Below are 14,509 nucleotides of genomic sequence, written 5' to 3'. Positions count from 1 at the left end.
ATTGGTATGTTTTTTTGTTATCTTTGGTAAGCCGCAAAATATTGCCAGTAACTTAGTTTTACCTAAAATGGGTAATACAAAACGAATAAACTATTTTTATTGCGAGTTTTAATCGGACTATCAAGGTGTGTATCTAATGCTTATGCTCAATACTAGGAGATATCTGACGTTGAAGAAGCTGTGCTAGTTGAAGCGGAAGAAACCCTGACGATTATCGAGTCAAGTGATACAAAGTCTGATACGTATTAAAGTGTTGTCAGAAAATTATCAGCTCTTCGGGGGCGAAATTCAATGGTGGCCCCTCCGTGACTTGAACACGTTAGTTGGCTCAGGGTTATATGAGTTGAGTCTATGCTGTTTCTTATAGCTGCTTTTGGTATCAGCAAACTTCAGACATAAAAAAAGATGCTCGAGGCATCTTACATATATTTATTTGGAATTCAATGGTGGCCCCTCCGTGACTTGAACACGTTAGTTGGCTCAGGGTTATATGAGTTGAGTCTATGCTGTTTCTTATAGCTGCTTTTGGTATCAGCAAACTTCAGACATAAAAAAAGATGCTCGAGGCATCTTACATATATTTATTTGGAATTAAATGGTGGCCCCTCCGTGACCGAACACGGTAGTTGGCTCTGGGTTATATGAGTTGAGTCTATGCTGTTTCTTATAGCTGCTTTTGGTATCAGCAAACTTCAGACATAAAAAAAGATGCTCGAGGCATCTTACTTATATTTATTTGGAATTAAATGGTGGCCCCTCCGTGACTTGAACACGGTAGTTGGCTCGGGGTTATATGAGTTGAGTCTATGCTGTTTCTTATAGCTGCTTTTGGTATCAGCAAACTTCAGACATAAAAAAAGATGCTCGAGGCATCTTACTTATATTTATTTGGAATTAAATGGTGGCCCCTCCGTGACTTGAACACGGGACCTACCGATTATGAGTCGGGTGCTCTAACCAACTGAGCTAAGGGGCCATTAGGTGTTTAGGAGAATTCCTGAAAACTCGGCAAGTATAAGCAGTTTTTATTTTCTTGTCACCACTTGTGTCAAAAAAATCGAGTATTATCGGTTCGTTAGCTCAAATATTGAACACTCGTGATTTGCCTATGTTCGTGTGACACGATTCTAGGAAGGTGTCGGATGTTATCGTTGACTCACTTTATTGAGGGCGATAAAAAAGCCTGTCGAAACAGGCTTTAATTCGTTAGCTTGGACGTGCGTTATTCGCCGTCTAGGAAGCTTTTCAGTTGTTCTGAACGAGAAGGGTGGCGTAGCTTACGTAACGCTTTCGCTTCGATTTGACGAATACGCTCACGTGTAACGTCAAACTGTTTACCTACTTCTTCAAGCGTATGGTCGGTATTCATATCAATACCAAAGCGCATTCTCAGAACTTTTGCTTCACGCGCAGTTAAGCCTGCTAGGACTTCATGCGTGGCTGCTTTTAAGTTTTCTGTGGTTGCCGCATCAACAGGTAACTCACCGCTACCGTCTTCAATAAAGTCACCTAAGTGCGAATCTTCATCGTCACCAATAGGGGTTTCCATTGAAATTGGCTCTTTAGCGATCTTTAATACCTTACGGATCTTGTCTTCAGGCATCATCATGCGTTCAGCAAGTTCTTCTGGTGTTGGTTCGCGACCCATTTCTTGCAACATTTGGCGAGAAATACGGTTGAGCTTATTGATGGTTTCAATCATGTGTACCGGAATACGGATGGTACGCGCTTGGTCAGCAATAGAACGAGTAATTGCCTGACGAATCCACCATGTCGCATAAGTTGAGAATTTATAACCACGACGGTATTCAAACTTATCAACCGCTTTCATCAAACCGATGTTACCTTCTTGAATTAAATCAAGGAATTGTAGGCCACGGTTGGTGTATTTTTTGGCAATTGAAATAACCAGACGTAAGTTGGCTTCAACCATTTCTTTTTTCGCACGACGGGCTTTTGCTTCACCAATCGACATGCGACGGTTGATGTCTTTGATGCCATGCACATTAAGTGATGCTTCTTCTTCAAGCTGATTAAGCTTGTGCACACTGCGCTCAATATCAAAGGCAACCAGTTTTAGTTTCTCAGAGTAAGCATGGCCAGCAGAAATTTCTTGCTCTAACCATTCAGTTTGCGTTTCATTACCAGGGAAAATCTTAATGAAATGTGTTTTTGGCATACCTGCGCCAACAACACAGTGCTTCATGATCAAACGCTCTTGCACACGCACGCGATCCATGACATCGCGCATGTTTTTTACTAAGCGATCAAATACTTTCGGGATTAAACGAAACTCTTTAAAGGCTTCAGAAACGGCATCAATAGCCGCGGTCGCTTCTTTGCTACTGCGGCCTTTTTTCTCAATAACTACATTGGCAGCTTCGTACAAGCGACGCAGTTCTTGGAAACGTTCACGAGCAACTTCAGGATCTGGACCAGTGTCCTCTTCTTCGTCAGAGCTGTCGTCGTCATCGTCCTCAACACCGTCATCGTCTTCATCGTCAAGATCATCATCAGACAATTCTGAACCAATGTGGGTTGCTGTAGGGGCAATGTCATCTTCGTCGGCATCAGGATCAGCAAAACCTATGATGATGTCGCTTAAGCGAACTTCTTCAGCTTCAAAGTTATCCCATTGCTCTAATAAGTAATTAATTGCAGGTGGGTACTCAGATACACTGCGTTGTACTTCACGGATACCTTCTTCAATACGCTTAGCGATTTGAATTTCGCCCTTACGGGTAAGAAGTTCTACCGTACCCATCTCACGCATATACATACGCACAGGGTCCGTTGTACGACCTATTTCACTCTCAACCGTAGCTAGTGCCTGAGCAGCAGCTTCGGCTGCGTCTTCATCGGTATTAGCTTCGCTCATCATCAATTCATCAGCATCAGGGGCGTTTTCAAACACCTGAATACCCATGTCGTTGATCATGCGAATGATGTCTTCAACTTGGTCAGAATCGATAATATCTTGTGGAAGGTGATCGTTTACTTCAGCAAAAGTTAAGAACCCTTGCTCCTTACCTTTGGTGATAAGTTCTTTCAATCTAGATTGTGGGGCTTGATCCATTGACGATTGTCCACCTGTCTTGGCTATCAAAATACGAACAGTAAAGGACAAAATTATAGCAAGTTGGAATAAGAAATACCAGCGAGTTATGCACAGCAAATTGTTTAATTTTGTGCATTAATCAGTGCTTGAAGTTCCTTTTTTTCCAACGAGTTAAGTTGTCCAATACGAGCTTTTTGTAATAATAATTCGGTACGCTTTTCTACATACGTATTAATAAATTTTTCAATAATATCGCTAAACACCTGCTCTGCAGCTTCACTGTTTATATGGTGTTCCCAAATGAGTAGCTTTGACAAAATCTTCTCTTGTTCTGTTCCCCGCCACATTTCAATGAGCTGGCTTGAGCTCATATTGGGATTTTGTTTACACTGTAGCAATAAGCGCTTAAATAAGTCGAGTCCAGGTAAATCTATAGGCTCGAGTACAGTTATATCATCTATTACATTTACTAAATGGGGATGCTCAAGCAATAATGCAATAGCTAAACGAACAGGAGTTGCTTTTCCTTGCTTATTATTTGTTCGCGCTACTGCCTGTTGGCTGGTACTGGCATTGAGTTTTTGTAGTTGAGCCTGTGAGCCAGCGCCAAACTTATTGGCGAGTTCGTTAACTATCGAATCTTTCAATACGCTGTCAGGCATTTTTTGTAGATAGGGTTGAAAAATCTCAACTAAAGCTGCTTTGCCTTCGAGGGAAGCAATCTCTACACTCGATAACAAGTGTTCAAATAAAAACTCTGACATAGGTTTGGCGTTATCAAGCAATTGCTCAAAGGCCTGTTGACCTTGTTTGCGCACAAGCGAGTCTGGGTCTTCGCCGTCGGGCACAAAAACGAACTTCAATGATACACCGTCTCGAATTAACGGTAGGGCGTTCTCCATTGCCCGCCATGCCGCATCACGACCGGCTTTATCGCCATCGTAACAGCAAATTACCTCTTTTACGGTGCGTAGCATGGTTTGCAGTTGTTCGGTTGTGGTAGACGTTCCCAGCGATGCCACCGCATAAGGGATACCGTGTTGTGCCAAGGCGACAACATCCATATACCCTTCTACGACCACTAAACGTTGTAAATCGGTGGTATATTGTTTCGCCTCATACAGGCCGTATAACTCATGCCCTTTATGGTAAATTCGAGTTTCTGGCGAATTTAAATACTTGGGTGTACCTTCTTCAATGACTCGACCGCCAAAACCGATAACGCGACCGCGTTTGTCGGTGATGGGAAACATTAACCGGCCACGAAAGCGATCATAAGGTCGGCTTTTATCGCCTTGAATTGCCATGCCTAGATCAACTAATTGCTTTTGGTTGTGATGATTATGGCCAAATTTAGCAACCACATCGTCCCAGCTGTCGGCGGCGTAGCCGATATTAAAGCGCTTAGCGATTTCGCCAGTTAAGCCTCTACTTTTTAGGTACTCTATGACTTTTGGGGCGTCATTGTGAGTGCGCAGGTTTTGCTGATAAAAGCGACTGATTTGCGTCATTAGCTGATAGTCGTCTTGTTTTTGCTTATGAGCGATTTGCGCTTTTTTTAACTCGGCAGGAGTTTTGTGGCTTTGTTCTCGTTCAACTTCTAAACCGTGAAAGCTCGCCAGCTCTTCAATGGCATCAACAAATTCGAGGCGGTCATATTCCATTACAAAGCTAATCGCATTGCCGTGTGCACCACAGCCGAAACAGTGATAAAACTGTTTGTCTCGTGAGACCGTAAATGACGGGCTCTTTTCACTGTGGAATGGACAGCAAGCTGAGTAGTTTTTACCGGCTTTTTTTAACGGTACACGGCTTTCAACCAAGTCGACAATGTCGGTTCTTGCGAGAAGGTCATCTATGAAAGTACGAGGGATTAAGCCAGCCATAAAATGCAGAATATGCGTCAGTAAGAAAACGTATGTGAACAGCAACTATACCAAATATTATCGCGTGAAGGCTATAGCAAAATAGCAAAGGGGGAAATTAACAGGCATAAAAAAACCGCACAACATAGTGTGCGGTTTTCGATAACGATTTGGGGTTAATTAAGCGTTTAATGCCGCTCTTACTTGACCGCTTACTTGGCCTAGATCGGCACGGCCTTGCATTTTAGGCTTTAAAATCGCCATAACTTTACCCATATCAGCCATAGAGCTTGCTTCGCTTTCAGCGATAGCATCAGCAATAAGTGCCACAATTTCTTCGGCAGTTAAAGCTTGAGGCAAAAACTCTTCTAAAACAGTAATTTCTGCTTGCTCACTTGCTGCTTGCTCTGGACGACCACCATCAGTGTACATTGCCACTGACTCTTTGCGTTGTTTAATCATTTTGCTGATTAACGCAAGAATGTCATCATCGGTCATGTCTTTTTGACCGTCAATTTGAGCTTGCTTGATAGCTGACAACGCCATGCGGATTACGCCAAGACGAGGTTTGTCTTTGGCACGCATGGCGTTTTTCATTTCGTTGTTGAGTTTGTCAAATAAACTCATAACTTAAGCGTATATGCCTAAAGTCTTAGTATAAACGAACGCGACGAGCGTTTTCGCGAGCAACTTTCTTCGCGTGACGCTTAACAGCAGCTGCTTTCTTACGCTTACGTTCCCAAGTCGGCTTTTCGAAAGACTCGCGACGACGAACTTCAGAAAGGATACCTGCTTTTTCACATGAACGCTTGAAACGACGAAGAGCTACGTCAAACGGCTCGTTTTCTCTTACTTTAATTACTGGCATTGTGCCTCTCACCTCTAGTGAATACTGTTAACTCGATATAACAAATCGAGACTGTTTAAAAATGGTGCAGTATTCTAATCCGATCGCCGAACGAAAGTAAAGTCTTAAATCGCTTTTTATTGAAAAGCGGTGGTTAATTTGTTCATTGGGCGTTAGAATTCACACAATACAGCGACGTTATTATGGTTGCTGTGAACATGTTGTTAATTTTACTGATGGAATTTAAATCCCATGCGAATTTTAGGTATAGAAACCTCTTGTGATGAAACAGGCATCGCCATTTATGATGAAGACAAGGGAATTTTAGCCCATAAACTGTATTCACAAATTAAGGTCCATGCCGATTATGGTGGGGTTGTTCCGGAACTTGCTTCACGTGATCACGTGCGCAAAACCATTCCGTTAATAAAAGAAGCGCTTAACGAAGCGGGAATGACGCCACAAGATCTAGACGGTGTTGCTTATACGGCAGGCCCAGGCCTTGTTGGTGCTTTATTGGTTGGTTGTTCTATTGGTCGCTCACTCGCTTATGGTTGGAATCTTCCTGCTGTGCCAGTGCATCATATGGAAGGACATTTGCTGGCACCTATGCTAGAAGAGGACGTTCCTGAGTTTCCGTTTATTGCTTTGCTGGTCTCTGGTGGTCACACTATGTTGGTTCGCGTTGACGGTATAGGTGAATACGAGTTGTTGGGGGAATCTGTTGACGATGCCGCCGGCGAAGCGTTCGATAAAACCGCAAAACTATTAGGGCTTGATTACCCTGGTGGCCCCGTTTTGGCAAAAATGGCAGAAACTGGCACCCCTGGGCGTTTTAAATTTCCGCGCCCAATGACCGACAGACCTGGCCTTGATTTTAGTTTTTCCGGGTTAAAAACCTTTGCAGCCAATACCATTCGCAATGAAGATGACAGCGCCGAAACCAAAGCCGATATAGCCTATGCGTTTCAAGAAGCCGTTGTTGATACTTTAGCAATTAAATGTAAGCGTGCATTAGAGCAGTGTGGACTAAATCGTCTGGTTATTGCTGGTGGGGTGAGCGCGAATACCTCATTGCGCCAAAAATTGGCTGCAACAATGAAAAAACTCAACGGCAAAGTTTATTACCCGCGTCCTGAGTTTTGTACCGATAATGGCGCGATGATCGCATTTGCTGGTATGCAACGTTTAAAATCAGGTGTTAACGCTGACTTGACCTTTAAAGCTAACCCGCGTTGGCCTCTTGATAGCTTACCGCCCGTATAAAACAGGGCTTATACTTTATCTTCTTTGCCTTTAAGCAATCTGACGATGTTTTCGCGATGGCGAAATATGATCAAAATCGATAACATCGTCACCGATTGTGTATACAAAGGTTTAATAAGCCAAGTATATAGTGGCGCTAAACTGACGGTAACAATAGCCGCTAACGAAGAATAGCGTGTGAGCTTTAAGACAATGATCCATGTACATATCATCGCCAAAGCAAACCCCCAGCTAATCGGTGCAAGCGCACCAAAGGCCGTGGCAACAGCTTTACCACCTTTGAAACCAAAAAATATAGGTAGCATGTGGCCAAGGCATGCCGCTATGGCGATAAAGCCCAGCATTAATGGCTCGACGCCTAGTTTATAAGCTAACCAGACTGGCAGGGTTCCCTTTAAAACATCAAATAAAAGTACACAGGCGGCGGTGGCTTTGTTGCTGATACGCAATACATTGGTCGCCCCGGGGTTGTGTGAACCTTGGGTACGTGGATCGGGCAAACCCAGTAAACGACAAATCAATATGGCGCTGGAAATAGAACCGAGTAAATAAGCACCAATCATAAAGCCGATGGCTAATAGCACGTGAAAACCTCGAGTTGGTTAAATGATGGAATAGCATTACCTTCGTAGTTATACCATAGAGGTCAGTCGCTGTCATTGCGAAGCCAAGTGGTTGGCGCAGTCCACAGACCTACTGAGTAACGCCAGAGAAGCCTTCTGGCGCCTTATTATTGTCTATTTGTTTTCCATAATTTATTAACAAAGATGCCTATCCCCTAGTTTTTCTCGGTCACATTGAGGTAAAATTGTGTTTTTATGTAAACATGAGATGCGTGTGATGGATATCGTATTTATCGAGGGGTTACGAATCGAAACAACCATTGGTTATTACGATTGGGAAAAACAGATTAAACAACCTCTCATTTTTGATCTGCAAATGGGATGTGATATTCGAGCCGCAGCAGCTGGTGATGAGCTTGCTAAAACACTTGATTATGCCGTTATATCATCAGAGATCGAGCGATTTGCAAACGCAAAAGTGGTTGATCTACTGGAAACGCTTGCTGAAAATCTTGCCCAGCATTTGATGCAAACTTATGCGATTGACTGGTTGCGTTTAAAGATAAACAAGCCCGATGCGGTCGCTAATGCCACAGGCGTCGGCGTGATTATCGAGCGAGGTCAAAAGTCCTGATGGCGAAAGTGTTTATTTCCATCGGCAGTAACATTGATCGTGAAAATCAAATTACCCTGGCAGTGCGAGCACTGCAGCAAGAATTTGGTACGGTAGAGTTATCGTCAGTATACGAATGTGAACCTGTGGGGTTTACCGGTGAAAACTTTTATAACCTCGTTGCCAAGGTTGAAACTAAACAATCGCCAGAGTATATTGGTGCCTTGTTAAAGTCGTTAGAGAAACAGCACGGACGAGTCGATTTTTCGAAAAAGTACAGTGCTCGTAAAATGGATTTGGATATTTTAACGTATGACGATCTGGTGATGGAACAACCGGTACAAATCCCTCGTGACGAAATCCCCAAAAATGCCTATGTGTTGCAACCGTTGGCTGAAATTGCTCCTGATGATGTTCACCCCGTGCTAGAGCTAACATATCAGCAACTGTGGCAACAATACGATAAAAGCAAACAAGCTGTTCAACGAATAGAATTTAGTTGGCCTAAGTTGTAACTTACGCCGCAGTAACTACCCTTAATAGGATTTATAACAATAACATGTCAACTCTTGAAACCATTGTATTAGCACTTATTCAAGGGCTAACCGAATTTTTACCTATTTCCAGCTCTGCTCATCTTATTTTGCCTTCACAGTTACTCGGCTGGGTTGATCAAGGTTTGGCATTTGATGTGGCAGTGCATGTTGGCACTCTTACTGCCGTTATCATATATTTTCGTCGAGAGGTCATGAGCATGTTGTTTGCATGGACAGACAGTATTGTTCATAAAAAGCAAACTTTCGATAGCCAACTTGCGTGGTGGATTCTGTTTGCGACGATCCCGGCAGGATTATTTGGTCTGTTTGGTAAAGACTTTATTGAAGAGCACTTACGTTCGGCGGCCGTTATTGCAGTAACGACTATTGTGTTTGGTCTGTTGCTTGGTTTCGTCGATATTAAAGGCAAGCAAAATCGCACCATTGAAAAGCTCGACTTTAAAGGCGCTATGATGATTGGTGTCGCACAAGCGTTAGCGTTAATTCCAGGTACATCTCGTTCAGGGATCACCATGACGATGGGGATGATGCTGGGTCTAACTCGCGATGCGGCGGCAAGGTTTTCATTTTTGCTATCGATCCCTGCTATTGCTATGGCGGGTACCTATTTAACCATCAAGTTGGTGCTAGCTGCTGAAGCGGTTGATTGGGCGACAATCAGCTTAGGAACGTTAGTAGCCTTTGTCAGTGCTTATAGCTGCATTCATGTGTTTTTATTATTGCTTGAAAAAATCGGTATGATGCCGTTTGTTATATACCGCTTATTGCTGGGCGCTTTTTTAGTGTGGTTTATTGTTTAAGCGAACTAGTCACCTATCGTAGCACCATGAAAAAGCCCGCAAAATCGCGGGCTTTTTCATGAGTGATGCAGTGATGGCTAAAGAGCTGAATCATTGTCGTACGGACAATCACGATAAGTTTTGTTTAAGATCACTAATGATAGCAAGGCGTTTTGCGTGTATCGCCTGTTTGATTTGTAGTCCTTGTAAACCTTGCGCCACGAACTCTCGGGCATCAACGCTAGCGCATAACTGATGGGCTTTATGCAAATATTCAGCTTGTGGGTAGTCGCTATCTTCTTCTCCCAAGCGGCCGGTTGCATCAGCATGGCATGCAGTCAAAAACCAAGCAAACTGCTCGGGTTTGCGCCAAGCATCGAGTGAATCAAACATCTTTAGTAATGTGTCCGGGCGCAGTTCAAAAGCGCGGTGGGCATGCAAATGAAATTCACAAACTTTTAAGCTTAAATCGCGTACTTGATTGGGCACACGCAATGCTTTGCAAATGTCTTTTACTAATGGCAAACCTCGTTTTTCATGACCGTAATGTTTAGGCCAGTCAGTTTCGGGTGTTAACCCTTTACCTAAATCGTGGGTTAAGGCAGCAAAACGCACGGCAAGTTCATCAGAAAACTTCACGCTTTGTTGCAAGACCATTACGGTGTGTATACCACTGTCGACTTCACCATGATGCTCGATAGGGTTAGGTACACCAAACAATTTATCAAGACTCGGCCAAATCACCTTCAAGGCGCCACAATCACGCAGCAACTGGACAAACACTTCCGGGTTATCTTCTAATAACGCACGTGACATTTCTTTCCAAATGCGATCTGGGGTGAGTGCATTTAATTCACCCTGGTTAACCATTGTCGTCATCAGTGCCATAGTCTCGTCGGCAACTTTAAAACCGAGGTAATGATAGCGAGCGGCAAAACGCGCAACGCGTAAAACCCTAAGTGGATCTTCACTAAATGCTGGAGACACATGCCGTAACAGTTTCGCTTTTAAATCCTGCTGACCATGGTAAGGATCGATAATATTACCCTTGCTATCTCTAGCCATCGCATTAATGGTTAAATCACGACGTAATAGGTCTTGCTCAATAGTAACGTCGGGTTCAGCATAACAAACAAAACCGGTGTAGCCTTGCCCTTGTTTACGCTCCGTGCGGGCAAGGGCATATTCATCTTTAGTTTTAGGGTGCAAAAATACAGGAAAGTCTTTACCTACTTGCACAAAACCAAGTTCAAGCATGGTTTGCTGAGAAACCCCAACCACCAAGTAATCATGTTCAATGACGGTACGACCTAACAGTTCATCTCGAACCGCACCGCCAACTAAGTAGGTATTATTTTCTATCGAGCGCATGGTTTTTATAGCGAGTTATCATATTGCTGTTAAGTTTATCCTAAAATAGGGTAATACCATAGAACGCGTTTAGCTTTGCTCAATCAGTCTATTGAGCGATAGTGTTGTTTTAATTACGGCAAAAACTATATTCTCTAGTCATCTATTGGTAACATGTTTTGACTTCGTCGTCGTGTTTGGGTAGCGTTGCCTATATCAAACCAACGCCCTAACAAAGTTGTTATGTCTGCTAACTACCTAGACTATTTTTCGTTAACCGAAGCGCCTTTTTCTATCGCGCCAAACCCACATTACTTGTATATGAGCGATCGTCATCAAGAAGCACTTGCTCATTTGACTTATGGTTTTGGTGAGTCGGGTGGTTTTGTCTTGCTTACCGGAGAAGTGGGAACGGGAAAAACCACCGTTTCGCGTTGTCTGCTTAATCAATTGCCAGAGAATACCCAAGCGGCATTTATCTTAAATCCAACATTGTCGGCGCACGAGTTGTTAGCAACCGTATGTGATGAGCTCAATATAGCCTACCAAGCAAGTGCATCATTAAAGGACTTAACTGACGCCATTATGGCACATTTGCTGATAAACCATCAGCAGCAAAAAAATACGCTATTGGTGATTGATGAAGCGCAACATTTGCAACCGCAGGTGTTGGAGCAACTTCGCTTGCTAACCAATTTAGAAACTGACAGCAAGAAGCTGTTACAGGTGATCTTAATTGGCCAGCCAGAATTACAGCAATTACTAAAGCGGCAGGACTTACGTCAGCTAGCCCAGCGCATTACGGCTCGCTATCATTTACTCGCATTAACAGAGCAAGAAACACGCAATTATATTGAACACAGGTTGTCCGTTGCAGGGTGCTCGCGCCCGGTTTTTTCTCGCAGCGCGTTGAAACAAGCGCATCGATTATCGGGTGGTGTGCCAAGGCTTATTAACTTACTTTGTGATAAAGCCTTGTTAGGCGCTTATGCTCAGCATCAAACACATGTTGACAAGCGATTGTTAAATCAAGCAGCACGACAAGCGCTTGATATCGAGTCGCACAAATTAAATCGTTGGCAACACCCTTGGTTTACTCGATTTGCTGCTTTGGCGTTGTTTGCTGTCCCTTCCGCTTTAGCAGCAATCTATGCTGACAGGCAAGTTATGTACATGGACTTAGCCATCGTTGAGCACGAGCAAACATTGCAAAAAACACAGCTGGATATTGCCTTTGCAACAAAAAATAGAGTCAGTAATGAGTTAATCGCGAAAGCTCAAGATTTAGATAAAGCATTTGTCAGCCTATATCAATCTTGGCAAATCACGTATTCGCACCTGTCGCAGGACAATACGATGAATGCATGCGATAAAGCAATCTCATTGAACCTTGAGTGTTATTGGTTTGACGGTAGCTTATCGCAACTCTTGGCGATGCAACAAAATGCCATTTTACGCTTAGTAAATCGCCATGGCGATCATTACTACGCGCTTTATCAGCCCTCTATTGCAACGCCAATTGGCGCTGACGCTCAAACAGAGCAGGCTCAAGGTGATCGCAGTAGCGACGATATTGTCTTAACAATAGCAGGGCAAGCTAACGTGTTAACGCGAGATTTTGTTGAGCAGCAGTTCCAGCAACAAGCCGTCATGCTATGGCAAGTGCCAGACGATTATCTTGGTGAGGTTGATGACAACGCAAGTCCAAGCTTTATTGCATGGCTTGAGCAACAACTGGCACTCGTTCAGCGACGAGCGGCACGAGACATTAATGCTGTCGACGCCCTCCTGTTAAATCAGTTTAGTCAATTTAAACATCAAGTTGCCGACACACCGTTATCGGATACCCAAGCGGTTATCGCACTTACCAAGGCTGGACAGCATCATATCGTAGGAGGGCAATAAGATGTCATTTATTCTCACATCACTACGAAAAAACAATGATAACGCTCAATCAGATCGCGCTGAGCCATCACCAAATAAACATCTGCAACCTTTGGCGAGTGAAGCGTTACAACAACAATTGGTTAAGCAAGTAAGCCAGCCAGCGCAAGCCTCATCATGGTGGGGTAAAGTTAGCCTGTTGGTTGGTTGTACGATATTGCTTAGCGCACTAAGTTACCTGTGCTTTGGTGGTTATACGTTACTTGCTAAGCAACAGCATTTGACTAATCTACAACAGCAACAGTTTGCGCAAAAGCAAGCGCTTGAAAAGCTTCAATACCCACAAGATAGGCTACATAGTCCTTACGTGGAAACTCATGAATTAGCCTCTTATTTTGTGAATACTAAAGCGTTTCAACAAGAGATGGATGCGCGCCGACAGGCGTTGTTTATTGAAAAACAGCAGACGATAGCTGCACAGCGACTTGCGGATGAGCGCCTGCAGCAACAACAGTTAACTGCACAAATCCAAGCCGTGCTGGCAGCAACGCCAACGGTCTTTGCCAATGCTGCTAGCATCACCCCTACGGAAGTTACAAGTACTGAAAGTCAGCCAAAAGTTAGTGATTTTTCGTTAAATAAAGAAAACCTGCAGGATATTGATCCTAAGTTAGTTGCCGCATTTGAATCGGCATTGCAAGCGACTGATCTAAGCGAGGGCTCTCAAGCAAATACTCAAGAAACGCCACAACACGCTGATATCAAAACACTTGGACAAATGCCAAGTTGGTTACAACAAGCGGTGCCGACTATGCATTTTACTCAACACATGTACACCTCTGAAGCCACAGACAGTTGGGTTCGATTAAATGGTAAAGATTACGCTCCAGGGGATATCACCCAAGAAGGACTTATTATTGATGAGATTTCGCCACAGCATGTGATTATGCGTTATCAAGGTGAGCGCTTTAAAGTCGCTGCACTATCAAGCTGGTAACCAGGGTTTGTAACTCATGGTTGGAGTGCAATTTTAGGTCGTTTATGGTTTGGGGAAACAACGTGTTTTATGTAAAGCCTAGTGACGTTCTCACTAGGCTTTTTTATGGGAGATTTTCGATGGTCGGATTTGGCTATTGCCACGCAGGAAGCGAGCTTTCAAAACCATCAATTTTATCTTGTTTTTGCAAGGTCCAACCTACCGCATCAATACCGGTCATAAGGCAATACCTTTGAAAGTCGGTAAGCTGAAAAGGATATTGCTGCGTTCCATGGGTAACATGCATGGTTGTTAAATCCACCGTTAGCGATAGTTCACCTTGATGTACCATCTGAAATAGCTCATCAATAATCTTCTCATCAAGCACCACCGGAACTAAACCGATATTGATACAGTTTCCATAAAAGATATCGGCAAAACTGCTGGCTATGACCACTTTAAAGCCAAACTCTTGAATTGCCCAAGGGGCATGTTCGCGTGATGAACCACAACCAAAGTTTTCGCGGGCTAATAATATGGATGCGCCCTGATATTGGCTTTTGTTCAGGACAAACTCGGGGTTTGTTTGTGTTCCTTGATAGTCGTTGTAACGCCAGTCATGAAACAGGTGCTCAGCAAAACCGGTACGCGTGGTTTTTTGTAAAAACTGTTTGGGAATGATTTGATCTGTATCGACATTAGCGCGATCCAATGGCGCGACTTTACCAGTATGTTGGTTAAATTTTTCCAT

At 43.5% G+C, this 14,509-nt stretch carries 13 protein-coding genes and 1 tRNA gene; 6 read left to right on the top strand and 8 right to left on the bottom strand.

Annotated elements, in window-relative coordinates; translation table 11 throughout:
- Nucleotides 1-899 precede the first annotated feature (899 nt).
- The 5 genes from ACAX20_RS12070 to rpsU form a co-directional block, all read right to left on the bottom strand.
- Nucleotides 900-976: transfer RNA gene (locus ACAX20_RS12070), tRNA-Ile, on the bottom strand.
- A 246-nt stretch (nucleotides 977-1,222) separates the two neighbouring features.
- A complete protein-coding gene (rpoD, locus tag ACAX20_RS12065; protein ID WP_371189650.1) occupies nucleotides 1,223-3,103 on the bottom strand; it encodes an RNA polymerase sigma factor RpoD in 1,881 nt (626 codons plus the stop codon).
- Nucleotides 3,104-3,180: 77 nt separating this feature from the next.
- The gene (gene dnaG / locus ACAX20_RS12060; RefSeq protein ID WP_371186515.1) at nucleotides 3,181-4,944 is read right to left on the bottom strand and encodes a DNA primase; all 1,764 of its coding nucleotides are present in this window, start codon (nucleotides 4,942-4,944) and stop codon (nucleotides 3,181-3,183) included.
- Between the two features lie 159 nt (nucleotides 4,945-5,103).
- A complete protein-coding gene (locus ACAX20_RS12055; protein ID WP_371186513.1) occupies nucleotides 5,104-5,550 on the bottom strand; it encodes a GatB/YqeY domain-containing protein in 447 nt (148 codons plus the stop codon).
- A 25-nt stretch (nucleotides 5,551-5,575) separates the two neighbouring features.
- A complete protein-coding gene (gene rpsU, locus ACAX20_RS12050; RefSeq protein WP_135437986.1) occupies nucleotides 5,576-5,791 on the bottom strand; it encodes a 30S ribosomal protein S21 in 216 nt (71 codons plus the stop codon).
- A 231-nt stretch (nucleotides 5,792-6,022) separates the two neighbouring features.
- Here rpsU and tsaD point away from each other — a divergent pair, with 231 nt between their 5' ends.
- A complete protein-coding gene (tsaD, locus tag ACAX20_RS12045) occupies nucleotides 6,023-7,036 on the top strand; it encodes a tRNA (adenosine(37)-N6)-threonylcarbamoyltransferase complex transferase subunit TsaD (protein WP_371186511.1) in 1,014 nt (337 codons plus the stop codon).
- A gap of 8 nt (nucleotides 7,037-7,044) precedes the next feature.
- On the opposite strand, the gene plsY is transcribed toward tsaD, so the two are convergent.
- Nucleotides 7,045-7,620 carry a glycerol-3-phosphate 1-O-acyltransferase PlsY gene (gene plsY, locus ACAX20_RS12040; protein WP_371186509.1) on the bottom strand — a complete coding sequence of 192 codons (576 nt, stop codon included), beginning with the start codon at nucleotides 7,618-7,620 and terminating at the stop codon, nucleotides 7,045-7,047.
- Nucleotides 7,621-7,846: 226 nt separating this feature from the next.
- Here plsY and folB point away from each other — a divergent pair, with 226 nt between their 5' ends.
- Genes folB through ACAX20_RS12025 form a run of 3 tightly spaced genes read left to right on the top strand, consistent with a single transcriptional unit; the run spans nucleotide 7,847 to nucleotide 9,569 of the window.
- Nucleotides 7,847-8,233 (top strand): dihydroneopterin aldolase, encoded by a 387-nt coding sequence (gene folB / locus ACAX20_RS12035; protein WP_371186507.1) that lies wholly within the window; start codon nucleotides 7,847-7,849, stop codon nucleotides 8,231-8,233.
- Nucleotides 8,233-8,727, top strand: coding sequence for a 2-amino-4-hydroxy-6-hydroxymethyldihydropteridine diphosphokinase (gene folK, locus ACAX20_RS12030; RefSeq protein ID WP_371186506.1), 495 nt, complete (start codon nucleotides 8,233-8,235; stop codon nucleotides 8,725-8,727). Before folB ends, folK begins: the two co-directional genes overlap by 1 nt.
- Nucleotides 8,728-8,771: 44 nt before the next feature.
- Nucleotides 8,772-9,569 carry an undecaprenyl-diphosphate phosphatase gene (locus tag ACAX20_RS12025; protein WP_371186504.1) on the top strand — a complete coding sequence of 266 codons (798 nt, stop codon included), beginning with the start codon at nucleotides 8,772-8,774 and terminating at the stop codon, nucleotides 9,567-9,569.
- Between the two features lie 108 nt (nucleotides 9,570-9,677).
- Here ACAX20_RS12025 and ACAX20_RS12020 read toward each other — a convergent pair whose 3' ends face one another.
- Entirely contained in the window at nucleotides 9,678-10,919 is a 1,242-nt protein-coding gene (locus ACAX20_RS12020; protein ID WP_371186503.1) for a multifunctional CCA addition/repair protein, read from the bottom strand.
- Between the two features lie 222 nt (nucleotides 10,920-11,141).
- Here ACAX20_RS12020 and ACAX20_RS12015 point away from each other — a divergent pair, with 222 nt between their 5' ends.
- On the top strand, nucleotides 11,142-12,803 hold the full coding sequence (locus ACAX20_RS12015; RefSeq protein ID WP_371186501.1) for an ExeA family protein: 1,662 nt from the start codon (nucleotides 11,142-11,144) through the stop codon (nucleotides 12,801-12,803).
- A 1-nt stretch (nucleotide 12,804) separates the two neighbouring features.
- Entirely contained in the window at nucleotides 12,805-13,779 is a 975-nt protein-coding gene (locus ACAX20_RS12010; protein ID WP_371186499.1) for a general secretion pathway protein GspB, read from the top strand.
- A 133-nt stretch (nucleotides 13,780-13,912) separates the two neighbouring features.
- Here the strand turns inward: ACAX20_RS12010 and leuD are convergent, their stop codons facing one another.
- Nucleotides 13,913-14,509: a 3-isopropylmalate dehydratase small subunit gene (leuD, locus tag ACAX20_RS12005; RefSeq protein WP_371186497.1), complete on the bottom strand. Its 597-nt coding sequence runs from the start codon at nucleotides 14,507-14,509 to the stop codon at nucleotides 13,913-13,915.

The sequence above is a fragment of the Thalassotalea sp. Sam97 genome, from assembly GCF_041379765.1.
Taxonomy (GTDB): domain Bacteria; phylum Pseudomonadota; class Gammaproteobacteria; order Enterobacterales; family Alteromonadaceae; genus Thalassotalea_A; species Thalassotalea_A maritima.
The sequence above is the reverse complement of the archived record's forward strand: the minus strand, read 5'-3'. Positions and strand labels throughout refer to the sequence as shown.

Excerpts from the sequence above, each read along its gene's own strand:
- ACAX20_RS12020 (WP_371186503.1), bottom strand. The coding sequence starts at position 10,919 with ATGCGCTCGATAGAAAATAATACCTACTTAGTTGGCGGTGCGGTTCGA.
- ACAX20_RS12015 (WP_371186501.1), top strand. The coding sequence starts at position 11,142 with ATGTCTGCTAACTACCTAGACTATTTTTCGTTAACCGAAGCGCCTTTT.
- ACAX20_RS12055 (WP_371186513.1), bottom strand. The coding sequence starts at position 5,550 with ATGAGTTTATTTGACAAACTCAACAACGAAATGAAAAACGCCATGCGT.
- dnaG (WP_371186515.1), bottom strand. The coding sequence starts at position 4,944 with ATGGCTGGCTTAATCCCTCGTACTTTCATAGATGACCTTCTCGCAAGA.
- ACAX20_RS12010 (WP_371186499.1), top strand. The coding sequence starts at position 12,805 with ATGTCATTTATTCTCACATCACTACGAAAAAACAATGATAACGCTCAA.
- ACAX20_RS12025 (WP_371186504.1), top strand. The coding sequence starts at position 8,772 with ATGTCAACTCTTGAAACCATTGTATTAGCACTTATTCAAGGGCTAACC.
- rpsU (WP_135437986.1), bottom strand. The coding sequence starts at position 5,791 with ATGCCAGTAATTAAAGTAAGAGAAAACGAGCCGTTTGACGTAGCTCTT.
- tsaD (WP_371186511.1), top strand. The coding sequence starts at position 6,023 with ATGCGAATTTTAGGTATAGAAACCTCTTGTGATGAAACAGGCATCGCC.
- folK (WP_371186506.1), top strand. The coding sequence starts at position 8,233 with ATGGCGAAAGTGTTTATTTCCATCGGCAGTAACATTGATCGTGAAAAT.
- leuD (WP_371186497.1), bottom strand. The coding sequence starts at position 14,509 with ATGGAAAAATTTAACCAACATACTGGTAAAGTCGCGCCATTGGATCGC.